At 47.2% G+C, this 13668-nt stretch carries 8 protein-coding genes; 5 read left to right on the forward strand and 3 right to left on the reverse strand.

From position 1 onward, the window contains the following. Positions 1-23: 23 nt before the first annotated feature. Positions 24-2972: a TonB-dependent receptor gene (locus tag C9991_RS14965; protein ID WP_106813283.1), complete on the reverse strand. Its 2949-nt coding sequence runs from the start codon at positions 2970-2972 to the stop codon at positions 24-26. A gap of 141 nt (positions 2973-3113) precedes the next feature. After that, positions 3114-3938, reverse strand: a complete 825-nt coding sequence (locus tag C9991_RS14970; protein ID WP_106813284.1) for a GIN domain-containing protein — start codon at positions 3936-3938, stop codon at positions 3114-3116. Between the two features lie 181 nt (positions 3939-4119). Here C9991_RS14970 and C9991_RS14975 point away from each other — a divergent pair, with 181 nt between their 5' ends. From C9991_RS14975 to C9991_RS14995, 5 genes are all read left to right on the forward strand, one after another. Continuing rightward, a complete protein-coding gene (locus C9991_RS14975; RefSeq protein ID WP_106813285.1) occupies positions 4120-5160 on the forward strand; it encodes a DHH family phosphoesterase in 1041 nt (346 codons plus the stop codon). A gap of 315 nt (positions 5161-5475) precedes the next feature. After that, on the forward strand, positions 5476-6117 hold the full coding sequence (gene bamK, locus C9991_RS14980; RefSeq protein WP_106813286.1) for a BamK family beta-barrel-assembly machinery protein: 642 nt from the start codon (positions 5476-5478) through the stop codon (positions 6115-6117). 62 nt (positions 6118-6179) lie between these two features. After that, the gene (gene glmM / locus C9991_RS14985) at positions 6180-7565 is read left to right on the forward strand and encodes a phosphoglucosamine mutase (protein ID WP_106813287.1); all 1386 of its coding nucleotides are present in this window, start codon (positions 6180-6182) and stop codon (positions 7563-7565) included. 367 nt (positions 7566-7932) lie between these two features. Next, positions 7933-9936: a glycoside hydrolase family 20 protein gene (locus tag C9991_RS14990; protein WP_106813288.1), complete on the forward strand. Its 2004-nt coding sequence runs from the start codon at positions 7933-7935 to the stop codon at positions 9934-9936. Positions 9937-10358: 422 nt separating this feature from the next. Beyond that, positions 10359-11054 (forward strand): alpha/beta hydrolase-fold protein, encoded by a 696-nt coding sequence (locus tag C9991_RS14995; RefSeq protein ID WP_157949505.1) that lies wholly within the window; start codon positions 10359-10361, stop codon positions 11052-11054. Between the two features lie 53 nt (positions 11055-11107). Here C9991_RS14995 and C9991_RS15000 read toward each other — a convergent pair whose 3' ends face one another. Then, complete coding sequence (locus C9991_RS15000; protein ID WP_106813290.1) at positions 11108-13639, reverse strand: C10 family peptidase; 2532 nt, start codon at positions 13637-13639, stop codon at positions 11108-11110. Between the last annotated feature and the right edge of the window lie 29 nt (positions 13640-13668).

The raw sequence follows: 13668 nt of genomic DNA on the forward strand, positions 1-13668 counted from the left end.
TTTCTAAACACCCAATTTTATTTTTACATCATTGGTCGGCGACCGCCACCCATAGGCATTCCCATTGGTGGACGACCTCCAAAGCCTGGTCTACCAAATCCTCCAGGACGCTGTTTCATCATATCGCGTCGTGCCTGCTTGCCTCCAAAGAGATTAAGGCGATAGATTACATGCAGCATAGCGTAGCTGTTGATAGAGTTGTACTCTACATCGCTGCGGCTCATTGCCGACACTGTGCGTGAGAAGTTGCTCTGGTTAGACAATATATCGTTAAATTCTAATGACAATGTTAGATTACGTCCCCTAAGGAAACTTTGCGAAAGCTGAGCATTCCATACCAGCTCATTTGTATTCATCGAATTGTCTGAATAGCCACGTCGTGAGTTCTGATGCAAGTCGGTTGACAAACTTGTGCCCCATGGTGTAGTGATGTTGATTGTACCACCGTAAGCAAACTGCCAAGTGTCAAGATTAGATGTGGCCTGCAAGTTGTTGCGAGTGTGCATATAGTTGAGCGAACCGTCGAGTTCTACCTCAAGCCAAGAGTTGCGGTAGCTGGTAGCCAATCGCTCAATAATTGTTGTCGACTTAGTAACATTGCGGTCAGAGTCGGCATTGCGATTAATCGACAGGTATCCCACACGGTTCTGATAGTCCACATTTGTAAAGGTATTTATGTTCCAGTATCCAGCTGTATCTACAGCCATATTGAATATAAACATACCACCTGCATTCCAGTTGCCGTTGATATTCTCAGGTCGTGTTGTTCTACCACCTGTATTCTCATCGTATGTAACCTTATATCCAATGCTGTTGCGTGTGTTAGAGTAGTTGACACTCGCCATTATCGCCATCTGTCGCTTCTCTATATAATTATTGTATTCGGCACGCAGACGATTGGTGAACGAAGGTTTCAATCCAGGGTTACCCTTTGTAACGTTGAGTGGATCGCTATCGTCGGTAATGTCGAGAAGGTCGGTCATCGATGGTTGTGCTGTTGTACCACGATAGTTGATACGCAGTCGGCTGACATCAGAGAATCTGTAGCGGAAGTCGAGAGTAGGAGTAACATTAACCACATTGCGCACCGTGTCGGTATACACGCCTTGATAGTTTTGTATGAACTTTGATGTCTGTGGCTGAACCTTAACACCAAAGTTGAGTTGATACTTCTGTCGCAGCATACGTATCATAAGATCGATGTCGTGGGTATAGTTGCGATACTCCGAATAGCGTGACAGCGACTTGTCCTCATAGTCGGTATATGGATTCTGAAGACGTGTAAGCCAATCGTCCCAACGGCGATACTTCGGTGTTAGTCCTGCAAAGAAATCTTCGCCAAGATTAGAGAAGTCGTATGTAGCACGGTCGCTCTTCGAGTAAGAATAATTGAACTTATAACTCAACTGCAAGAAAGTGGCACGCCATATTGGTTCGCTGTAAGTGGTCTGTACCGAGTAACTATAGTTCTTGGTAGGTGTAACATTGTAGCGGTTTGTCTGATATGTTGAGTCGTTGCCAAACTTATCCTTAGTCTGATACAGATGTACGTTGTTGGTAGACAACTGCTTGGTGTCGCCATCTGTATAGCTAAAGTCGCCACGCAATGTTACGTTGCGTCCCTTAGAGCTAAGCTTACGGTTAAGTTGGAGCATAGCCCCAAAATTCTTCGAATCCGAATAGTTTATAGAACTTGTCTTCGATGTGTTGACCATTTTACCCTGCTGTGCAAGCATCTCAATCGACTCAGCCTCCAACGGATTATTGACATACTGATAAGGATCGTCATTAAATTGGGCTGAGTTGTTGGTATTGCTTCCGTCGGATGATGTTATCGACATTGTAGGACGGAACATAATATTGGTCAGGGTATCTGGTTTCCATTCCAAACGCATCTGTGCGTTCCACGAATTGCTTCGGGTAAAGTTATGGCTCAAGGAATTGGCAAACGATGAAGACGAACTTACGAAATTCTCGGATGAAGAACGTTTCAAAGCATCGCCATCCTTATGGTTCCAGCGCACCGAACCGTCCCAAGAAAGAGTTGTTCCATTATCATAGTTGAAGTTGGTGCCAAGCATCTTAGGAGCATTAAGTCCATCCTTGCCACGTCCCCAGGCGCCACCTCTGCCACCATGAGGTCCCATATCGTTGGTATTATTAAACGATCCGAATCCCATAAAACGCATGTTGCTTCTGAAAGCAGCACCCATAAAACGCTCCGAATATCGGTCCTTGGTGCCATATGCAAGGTTGGCATTGGCAAACATACCACGGTTCATACCCTTCTTCAGACCAAAGTCAAGCACCGTTTGCTCATTACCGTCGTCAATGCCGGTAACCTTTGCAAGGTCGCTCTTCTCGTCGTAAGCCTTAATCTGGTTAACTATGTTTGTTGGCAAATTCTTCATGGCAGTCTTGGTATCGCCCACCATAAACTCCTTGCCATCTATCTTAATCTTCTTAACTTCCTTGCCATTAATCGTAATCTTGCCATCGTCATCTACCTGGGCACCTGGCAGACGCTTCACAAGTTCCTCAATTGTAGAACCTTCGGGTGTACGGAATGCCGTGGCATTATATACAAAGGTATCCTTCTTTAACACAACTTTCGATGCCTGGGCAGTAACCGTGGTGCCTTTAAGAGCTATAGCCGATGCGGCAAACTGAATCTTACCAAGGTTGGCGTCATTGTCGTTGCTTATAGTCACATTGCGGAACAGCGTCTTGTATCCCACACTTGAGAGCTTTACAATATACTTGCCATTACGTGGAGCCTGCAACTTAAAGGCTCCATCGGCATTGGTTACTGTTCCAGCTACATAGCTGCTGTCTGCCTTAAGCAATTGTACGGCAGTTTGCTCCATTGTCTCATGTGTGTCGCGGTCGGTAATGGTACCCGTGATGTTGCGTTGAGCCAATGCCGTTGTAGCAGAGACAAGCAACAGGAGTGAGATTAGAAATTGTTTCATTATCTGTTTTATTGTTTTTATTTCTGTATAGTCATGAAAGATGTGTCAAACAGGAATTTCAACTCCTTTTTTGACACATCCTTAGCTTTATACAAAAATAGACGATATACAGATAAAAAGGTTTAATAAACACTTATTTTTTTATTTCAACACTGCTCTCAAGTTGCTTGTATCTATATCGCCCGAGCCTGTGACATTCTTCACAACATCACGCATTGTACCCGAGAGTGTTATCGAGCCACTGCCAGCAGAAGTGCAGTTAGCAACACCACAGTTCTGTGCCTTTATGTCCATATCTCCCGAGCCCACAACATTTAGTTGCATGGTCTTTACCTGCGACAGCATAGCATCGAGGTCGCCACTTCCACTCACCGTAAACTGTACATTGTCTGCCTTGAGCAGGTCGAAGTCGAGGTCGCCTGAGCCAAATACATTAGCCACAGCATTCTTAGTATCAATGCGCTTTGCACCGATATCTCCCGAACCACGCACCTCAAAGTTGATAGCATCGCACACAATTGAGTCAAAGTCTGCCTCTCCAGAACCCATAACCGACACCTTAAGGTTGTCGGTATCAAGCGCGCCCTTTACGTCGAACGTGCACGAACCTCTTAGATTTACCTCAGTAAGGTCGGGTGAATATATATATAAGGTGACATCGTCGTCGAAAAATGAGATAACGCTGTTGCTCTTATGCGATACATACAGCGTCTCGCCCTTCTTCTCTACAACAATATTGTCGACAAACTGCTTTGATCCCACAATGCGCATAGCTTGCTCCTTGCCTTGCACAAACTCTATGTCTACAGAACCAGAGGCGTCAACCTTAGAGAAATAACCCACATCGCGTGTAACGGTAACACGCTTGCCGTGTGCCTTTAGGTCTTTGCTCGAATAGCAAGCCATACACACGCCGCCCACTGCCAAGAGCAGCAACAATACTGATAAATGTCGTAGTGTCTTCATAATAATTGTTTATTTAATATTTTAAAATTTGCACAACTTATGTTTTTTGATGTTTATGTTAATTTGACGCAAGCCAACAACAAAAAGTTGCAAATATCCCAAAAAGTTGGTAAACCTACCTATAATTAGTTGGTAAACCCACCTATTATTATTACCTTTGCAGCTCAATCAAACGTAAGCAATGAAAATAGAATTGTTATCCGAGGCAGAAATTGCCACATTAAAAGAGAATATAGACAACTCAAACCGCATTGTGATATGCTGTCATAAGTCACCAGACGGCGATGCACTCGGTTCTTCGCTCGCTTGGGCAGAATATCTGCGCACGCAAGGCAAGGAGCCAGACATTATTGTGCCCGATGCCTATCCCGACTTCCTTCAATGGTTGCCAGGCACCGAACGCATCATAAGATACGACAAGCACGCTGCCGACAAGGCTGACGAGATATTGCAAAAGGCAGACCTAATATTCTGTCTCGATTTCAACGGAACCAATCGTGTGGACGAGATGAAATACGCCCTTGAACAATCGCCTGCCCATAAGATTATGATTGACCATCACCTCGATCCTTCGATGGATACTGTGCTCACGGTGTCGCATCCTCAGATGTCAAGCACATCAGAGCTTGTGTTCCGCATTATATGGCAGTTGGGAGGCTTTGAGGAGATGTCGCGCAAGTGTGCCGTATGCATATATTGCGGTATGATGACCGACACTGGCGGATTCACATACAACAGCAACCAACCCGAAATTTTCTTCATCGTAAGTCAGTTGCTTACCAAAGGCATCGACAAGGACAAGATATACCGCAACGTGTTCAACAACTTCAGCCCTTGGGCTATACGTCTGCGCGGATACCTGATGAGTCAGAAGCTAAACATTTTCAACGACTTGCACGCTGCCTACTTCACTATATCGCGACGCGACATGCGCGACTTCCACTTTATTAAAGGCGATGCCGAGGGGCTTGTAAACGAGCCTCTTAAGATTAAGGGTATGCGCCTGTCTATATCGTTGCGCGAGGACGACCGACGCGACAATACCATTTGGGTGTCATTGCGCTCGGTAGACGATTTTCCTTGCAATCTTGTTGCTTCCGAATTCTTCAACGGTGGCGGACACCTCAATGCCAGCGGCGGACGTCTGCATTGCACATTAGATGAAGCCGAGCGGGTTGTGCGTCGAGCATTTGCCCATTACGAGGACTTATTGACAAAATAATGGCGAAAAAAGTTAAATATAGCCAACTTAAAGCACCTATTATATAGAAATTAAATATAAAAGTTGTACTTTTGTAATTGGATATTACATTACTGAACTTTCGCAAGTTCAGAGAATTCAGTAGTTAAAGGAGTTAAGAAGTTAAGCCAAATGCTTATAATGCTATATCAAGCAAAAAAACTAATGGCTTCGCTCGGCTTTGCCGCTTGCTTGCAAGAACTCCTTAGCGACCGTAGGGCGCGACAACTCCTTAACTTCTTAACTACTTTCGCTTGCGAAACTTAAATTACATTATATAAACAGAAGAAGACATCAATGAAGAACTTTAAATTGCTGATATGCGTAGTGCTTGCAGCACTTGCGTTTGCTTCGTGCAGCGACACCGAGACTTATGCCGACATGAAGAAGAAGGAACGCTCTGCCATAAACCGATACATTACCAACAAAAAGATAAATGTTATATCGGAATCGCAGTTCGAGCAGCAAGGTTGCACCACCGATACAGCCAAGAACGAATTTGTGCTGTTCGAGAACACTGGCGTATATATGCAGATACGCAGCAAGGGCACCGGCGAGAAACTCAAGGATGGAGAGGATGTTGACGTAACATGCCGATTTAACGAGTACAACCTTCTTGAGGGAGACTCGACATTGCAGCTTACAAACATATACCAGTATGCTTGGTGCAACGACAAGATGAACGTTAAGAATACATCTGGCACATTCAAGGGTACATTCTCTAAGCAGTTCTGCATTATGTACACTACATACGGCTCGACTGCTGTGCCTTCGGGCTGGCTTGTACCATTCACATACATCAATCTCGGCAGATACGATAGCGCTGATGCCGAGTTGGCTAAGGTTAAGCTTATTGTACCACATTCCCAGGGACAGAGTGCGGCTGCACAGAGCGTATACCCTTGCCTGTACGAAATAACATACGAACGTTGTCTTTAAAAAAAAAGACATACTAAAAACACAAAAGTCAAATCTATTAAAAATTCAAAAACTCTATCGTTATGACATTGATCAAATCAATCTCAGGCATCCGCGGTACTATCGGCGGACACACGGGCGACACTCTCAACCCGCTTGACATCGTTAAGTTTACAACAGCTTACGCTACTTTCATGAAGCGCAACGCTAAAACAGAGGGACGCGGCAAAATAGTTGTTGGTCGCGACGCACGTATCTCTGGCGACATGGTGCGCAACATTGTTTGCGGTACTCTTATGGGTATGGGTCTCGACGTTATCGACATCGACCTCGCTACTACTCCTACTACAGAGCTTGCTGTACGTTGGACTGGCGCACTTGGCGGCATTATCATCACCGCAAGCCATAACCCACGCCAATGGAACGCATTGAAATTGCTCAATAGCGAGGGCGAATTCCTCACTAAGGAGAATGGCAACGAGGTGCTCGAAATAGCCGAGAAGGAAGACTTCGACTATGCTGATGTAGACAACCTTGGTTCGTATACACGCGACAACTCTATGGACCAGCGCCACATCGAAAGCGTGCTCAACCTTAAGCTTGCCGATGTAGAGGCTATCAAGAACGCTAAGTTCAAGGTTTGTGTCGACGCTATAAACAGCGTTGGTGCTGTTATACTCCCTGGATTGCTCAAGGCTCTCGGTGTAGAATTCACTATACTCAACGACACTCCTAACGGCGACTTTGCCCACAACCCAGAGCCATTGGAGAAGAACCTTACTGGCATTATGGACGAGATGAAGACTGGCAAGTACGACCTCGGTATTGTTGTCGACCCTGATGTAGACCGTCTTGCTTTCATCTGCGAGGATGGCAAGATGTTTGGCGAGGAATATACCCTCGTTAGCGTAGCCGACTATGTTCTGTCTCACACACCTGGCAACACCGTAAGCAACCTCTCTTCTACACGTGCTCTGCGCGATGTTACCGAGAAACATGGCGGCAAGTATGCTGCATCGGCTGTAGGCGAGGTAAACGTTACTACCAAGATGAAAGCCGAGCATGCCGTTATTGGCGGCGAGGGCAACGGTGGTGTTATCTATCCTGAAAGCCACTACGGACGCGACGCTCTTGTAGGTATTGCCCTCTTCCTCTCGTCTTTGGCTCACAAGAAGTGCACCGCAAGCCAGCTACGTGCCACATTCCCAAGCTACCAGATTGCAAAGAACCGCATCGACCTTACTCCTTCTACCAACATCGACGCTATTCTCGAGAAGGTTAAGGAGATGTTCAAGAGCGAGAAGATTACTGATATCGACGGCGTTAAGATCGACTTCCCCGACAAGTGGGTTCACCTTCGCAAGTCTAACACCGAGCCTATCATCCGTGTATACAGCGAGGCTGCCACTATGGAGGAGGCCGACGCCCTGGGCAAGAAGCTTATGCAGGTAGTTTACGACATGCAGTAAACGCCGCTGTCAATCCCCCCTAAACAGCTTTCAAACAAAGCAATATATCTTTGAGGGTGTGTCAAAAGCCGCAAGTGGTACGCCCCGAAGGGGCAGAAGCTCCTAGCCCAGGGCAGCGCCCTGGGTGTAATACATCCAAAGCAAAGCGCCCTGTAAGGGCAGAAGCGTTGATAATGAATGCTTTTGCCCTTACAGGGCGTGTTATTATAATATTCGTTTACTTGCAAGCAAACGACAAAGCCGAATGAAGCCATTAGTTTTGCATGATTTATAGCATTAAAAGCATTTGGCTTCGCTCGGCTTTGCCGCTTGCTTGCAAGAACTTCTTAACTCCTTTAACTACTGAATTCTCCACCTTATTATATATATGACTATCAAGCCTCTTATCACCACCCTCTTGTCTGCGTTGCTCGCCACAATACCGGTAGCGTCGCAAAACCTTTTGCCAAAGCCACAAACGTTTAAGGCCAACAAGGGCTCGTTCAACATCAATGCCGATAAGTTTAAGGTGACTAACCTTGTTGGCAACGATGCCCGCAACATATACAGCACCCATGTGCTCGACCGTCACTCCTTGCAGGCCCAACACGTTGTCCTACTGCAACATCTCAACAATGCCTCCTCGCCAGAAGCCTACCGTCTGCACATCACCACCGACACATTGTCTATTAGTGCTGCCTCGGCCGTTGCCTTTCTGCGTGCCTGGCAGACTATAGCCCAACTGTCCACCAAGCACGGCATAATGGCTTGCGACATAGACGATGTCCCTGCCTATCAATGGCGCTCACTTATGATTGACGTGTCGCGCCACTTCTTCCCCATCAGCTTCCTTGAGAAGCAGGTGGACATTATGGCTCAATACAAGTTCAACTATCTGCACCTGCACCTTACCGATGCTGCTGGTTGGCGCATTGAGATTAAACGCTATCCACGCCTTACCAACTTTGCCGCTTGGCGCCCCCAAGCCTCATGGAAGGAATGGGCTGCCAATGGGCATAGGTATACTTACGCCGATTCGTGCAATGCATACGGTGGCTATTACACCCAAGACCAGCTGCGCCACCTTGTTGCCTATGCTGCCCAACGGGGCATAACCATTGTGCCCGAGATAGAAATGCCTGGACACTCCGAGGAGGTGCTTACAGCATATCCCGAACTGTCGTGCACACACCAGCCTTACCAGCAAGCCGACTTCTGCCCTGGTAGCATTGCCACATACGACTTTCTGGAGAATGTGCTTAGCGAGGTTATGGACGTATTTCCATCCAAATACATACACATAGGTGGCGACGAGGCTGCCAAGAAGTCGTGGGACAGCTGCCCCTTGTGCCAACAAATGATGCGACAACTGGCGTGCGACAAGGACGGTTTGCAAGCCCACCTCATTGCTCGTATGGGAAACTTTCTTCAACGCCACGGCCGACAGCTTGTTGGCTGGGACGAGGTTATAGCCGCTAACTTGCCTGCCAACACCACTGTTATGGTGTGGCGCGACACCCAATATGCCCACCGTGCCCTGCAGCATGGCTATGGCGTGGTGCTGTCGCCTGGTGCCTATTGCTATCTTGATGCCTATCAGGATGCTCCGCATACACAGCCCGAGGCTATAGGCGGATACCTGCCGCTGGACAAGGTTTACGCATATGTGCCTGGTGCCGACTTGCCCGAAGCCGAGCAATCCAAGATTATCGGCATTCAGGGCAACCTCTGGTGCGAGTATGTGCCTACCCAGCAGCATGCCGAATACATGCTGTACCCCCGAGCTCTGGCCATAGCCGAGACAGCATGGAACGGAACAAAGACCAAGAACTTTGCCGACTTCCGCAAACGTGCCTTGGCTCATACCGCCCTTCTTAGGCAAAGGGGGGTCAACGCCTTCTGTCTTAAGCACGAGTATGGCGAGCGCCCTGCCTCGTTGCGCATAGCAAACCACAAGGCACGGGGCTGCAAGGTTGTGTACAACCAGCCTTACAACAACCAGTATCGGGCTCAGGGCCAAGCCACACTTACCGACGGCTGCTTTGGCGGATGGGCATTTGGCGACGGACGATGGCAGGGATTCATTGGCAAGGACTATTGCATGGACATTACCCTCGACCTCGGGTCGGTGCAGAACATATCGTACATAGCTACCGACTTTATGCAGAGCTGCGGTCCCGAAATCTACTTCCCTGCCGAATATCGTGTCGGCATAAGCCACGACAACACCCTGTTTAAGGAGATATACAGCAATACATATCCTATCGAGGAAACCCCTACCTCCGAATACCGGCAACTGTCGTGGCGTGGAAAGGCCAGCGCCCGATACATCAGGATTAAGGCCAAGGCTGCAAAGGGATGGGTGTTTGCCGATGAGATTGTGGTGAAATAGCATCCCCCCTCACTACGCTAATAAAAAGAAAAGGTTTATCCAGAATATGGAGTGACAGAATTGTAAATAAATGAATACGGATTATTCTGATTAAACTGATGCTTCGCTTTGAGCCAGTATTTCAGTAAATCAGCAGAATCTATATTAAATAATAAATGAATACGGATTATTCCGATTAAACTGATGCTTTGCTTTGAGCCAGTATTTCAGTAAAATCAGAATAATCTATATTCAATAATAAATGAATACGGATTATTCCGATTAAACTGAAGCTTCGCTTTTGAGGCAATAAAATCAGTAAAATCAGAAAAATCCGTATTCAAAAAAAAATATAATCCTCCCCGACTAACTCCAGTTTGTATCACTCCAAATATCGGATGAACCAAAGAAAGAACGTAAACTATAAGCCAAACCATACAACTATGCAAACTATACAACAGATCATAGACTCTACACCTGTAAGGACGTTTGCCACCGAGCACCCCGAATATCTGCTGATACAGCCCTCGGCACGGCACGAACTTAAGAACGACGGACTGAACCGCGAGGCCGAGCTTATAGCGCAAGCCTCCACCCGAGGGTTTGTGCTTGCTGCCTTCGACACCTGCCAATGGGCTCGGGCCCTTATGCCTTGGCACGACGATGCTGTGTCTGCCGACTGCGAGGTGGGGCTGCATGCACGCCATACACTTTGTTTTGTGCTACACCGGCTGCTGCCCTGGCTGGAGCATAGCTACGGCCGTATGCCGTGCATTGTTGGCGGCTATTCCTTAGGCGCTATGTGGGCTCTTTGGGCTGCATGCCAAACGGGCAAGTTCGGTGCTGTGGCTGCCGCCTCGCCCTCGTTGTGGATAGATGGTTGGAGCATCTATGCACAGGCCAACCCCATAATGGCACAAAGCGTATACCTTAGTCTGGGCGACAGAGAGGAGCATTGCCGCAACCAGCGTATGAGGCTTATTGGCGACAGCGTGCGCAGGCAACACTTGCTTATGCAAACGCAATTGGGCAACCACCGCACCACTCTGGAGTGGAACCACGGTGGACACTTTGGCGACGAGCCTCAACGCACAGCAAGGGCCTTTGCATGGTGTATGGACAATTTGAAACAAGGCTAAAAAAAGTAAGAGGGGGAGATACGGCCTAATGTCGTACCTCCCCCACTCATTTATTACTTCACTATTTTCTTGCCGTTCACGATATATATACCATGCGCAAGGCCGTCAAAATTTGTGGCTTTATGCTTAACACATACGCCTTGAGGGGTGTAAATGTCCATTGCAGCGGGATGATTAAGGATGCTGTCTATGGCTGTAGCTTGTGTCACCGTAAGCACGCCGTTGTTGTAGAACAATTCATAGTTCTTGGCCTCGCCTCCACCAACGGTAATGTCGTATAATCCTGCGGGCGATGAGGCATCTGCCATACACGTTGCAACAGGTTTAACATCAATAACCTCCTCGGTCTCGCCATTCTTGAATCCGCTATAAACAATGTTGAACATCGGATTGTCCATGCCTGTCTCACGTGTTGCATCCTCTACTGTTACGTCAAGCGGAGCCTGTGTCACTACAAGATATCCATCCTCAAACTCTACAGCCTCATCATTAACCGTTCCTGGCTCAATATGTATAGTATAGCGTCCACACGGACTCTCGGGTGTAGCCTCGCACTTTAGTACAGGCTTGCCCTCTACCTTGTCGCCACTTACAGTAAAGGTAAGACGTGGATTCTCGTCTCCATACTCACGAGCCACGTTGCGTGCCTTTATGGTTGTACCAAACTCAACAATGTTGGCAAAGTCTTTCCACTGGGCAGTATTCTGAAAACGTGTCTTCTGTCCGGCACGCACTGTAAGCAAGCAACTCTCTATGTTAGCACCATTAAATACATTGGCGCCATTAAGCTGTGGCACATCCTTAGCAAAAACCTTAAACTCCTTCATCGACCAACAATTGGCAAAGGCCTCCTTGCCTATAGTCTTAACATCGTTGCTTAGCGAAACGCGCGGCATAAGGTTGCAACCGGCAAAAGCATAGTCGGCTATCGTCGTAACACCCTTTGGCACATCCACACCCTCGGTCTGCAACGGAAGTGCTTCAAGCAGAATAGTCTTATCACTATTATATACGATACCATCCACAAAACAGAAGTCGGCATCGGCAGTAGCCGTCATCTGAACCTCCTTTAGTTTGTTGGCGTAAGCCCACACACCCTTGCCAAAGTTCTTTATTCCAGCCTTAGGCAGAATTATCTTCTGCAATCTGGTCTGTGCAAACACCTTGTCGGGCACACTTGCGTCCTTTTCCACAACCAGCTTCTTGCCATTCTCCATCATATAGTAATCTGTACCGACAACAATATTAGCATCTGTTAGGTCAAGCTCGCGCAAATGTCCACGAGTACGGTTGCCCTCGGCATCTCGTCCAGCCATACTGCGTATAGTGCGCAAGTCGGTTGCATTGATATTGCCGCTAACCTTCAAGCAGTCGTAACCGAATAATTTGTCGGCATCCAATTTTAAAGCAAGTGTACCAGCTTCATTAAGGGCGATATCGGCAGATAAGGTTGATGAGGACTTGTCTGGAACAATATTTATAACTGCCTCCTGATTGTTGGAGAACTTATAAGCCGATGGATCGAGAATAAACATATCATAATAGCCGTCGTAAGAGCCATCCCAACCCCAGTTGACATGCACCTTACCTTCGGCATCGTATCCGTCGAACACAAACGAGTGACCTCCCATCGACTTGTCAAATCCGCCATATACAAGTGGCTGTTTGTCGTTTATCTGTTCGTATATGATACGCATCCACTCGTCATCGCTATAATCCTTTCGTACAATATACTTGGCATCGTCTATACCATAATAACGTTGCAGTCCTATAGCCACATTCTCGTGTAATGCGCCACTGCCACCTTCAGCATCGCTGCCATACTCCATATCAAATGCAACACCAAGGTCGCGCATAATAAGAGCAACGGCATCGCCCTCTTCTGTAGAATAGCCAGCGTCGTATGTCTCGAGCATAGCGTTCCAGTCGTAGTTATCCTTCTCAAAGTCCACGCTTATCTTCATACCAGCCATATTGTTGGCAGGATAGTATATGGTATGACTACCTATACCATGCTCTGGAGCACGATGGTAGAATAGCACCTGAGCAGTTGATGTAGCAGCACATCCAGTCAATGTGCGTGTGCCGTTTGTGGCAGTAGGACAAAGATTATTGTATGGTGCATCCTGCCCCCAACGAGTCTCGCAAAGTGCAGGCACCGACTCGGCATATCCATACGTGCTTGGCATCTTGCTCTTTATTGGAGCCTTGCCCGCCTTTGCACGAGCCACAACAGCCTCGTTCACCATAGATAGCCACCATTCAAAGTTGGGATTTGAGATTGTTGTTCCATACTTAGAATCGCTATATCCAAGTATGGCAGGCGATGCATCGTCGGTTGCTATCACCGCAAAACCATTGCCGTCAAAACCATAAATGGCATAGCCATCTGCTGTATTAAGCTCTTTCAACTTATTTATATCGGCTTGAGCCTTGCCTTTTGCCACAGCCTTTAGCTTGCCGCTGCCAAACAGTTTTGCAGCAATCTCCTGCATCTGTGCCTTGGTACGCGGCGCTGCTGAAGCATTGGCAGCAAGTAGCGCAAAGGCAATAGGAATGATTGTATATCTTTTGAGATTGTTCATATATATATAATATTAAAAAAAGCCCCACC

The sequence above is a fragment of the Prevotella merdae genome, from assembly GCF_900290275.1.
GTDB classification, from domain to species: Bacteria; Bacteroidota; Bacteroidia; order Bacteroidales; family Bacteroidaceae; genus Prevotella; species Prevotella merdae.

Coding starts and splice junctions, on each gene's coding strand:
- C9991_RS14995 (WP_157949505.1), top strand. CDS start 10,359: ATGCAAACTATACAACAGATCATAGACTCTACACCTGTAAGGACGTTT.
- bamK (WP_106813286.1), top strand. CDS start 5,476: ATGAAGAACTTTAAATTGCTGATATGCGTAGTGCTTGCAGCACTTGCG.
- C9991_RS14965 (WP_106813283.1), bottom strand. CDS start 2,972: ATGAAACAATTTCTAATCTCACTCCTGTTGCTTGTCTCTGCTACAACG.
- C9991_RS15000 (WP_106813290.1), bottom strand. CDS start 13,639: ATGAACAATCTCAAAAGATATACAATCATTCCTATTGCCTTTGCGCTA.
- C9991_RS14990 (WP_106813288.1), top strand. CDS start 7,933: ATGACTATCAAGCCTCTTATCACCACCCTCTTGTCTGCGTTGCTCGCC.
- C9991_RS14975 (WP_106813285.1), top strand. CDS start 4,120: ATGAAAATAGAATTGTTATCCGAGGCAGAAATTGCCACATTAAAAGAG.
- C9991_RS14970 (WP_106813284.1), bottom strand. CDS start 3,938: ATGAAGACACTACGACATTTATCAGTATTGTTGCTGCTCTTGGCAGTG.
- glmM (WP_106813287.1), top strand. CDS start 6,180: ATGACATTGATCAAATCAATCTCAGGCATCCGCGGTACTATCGGCGGA.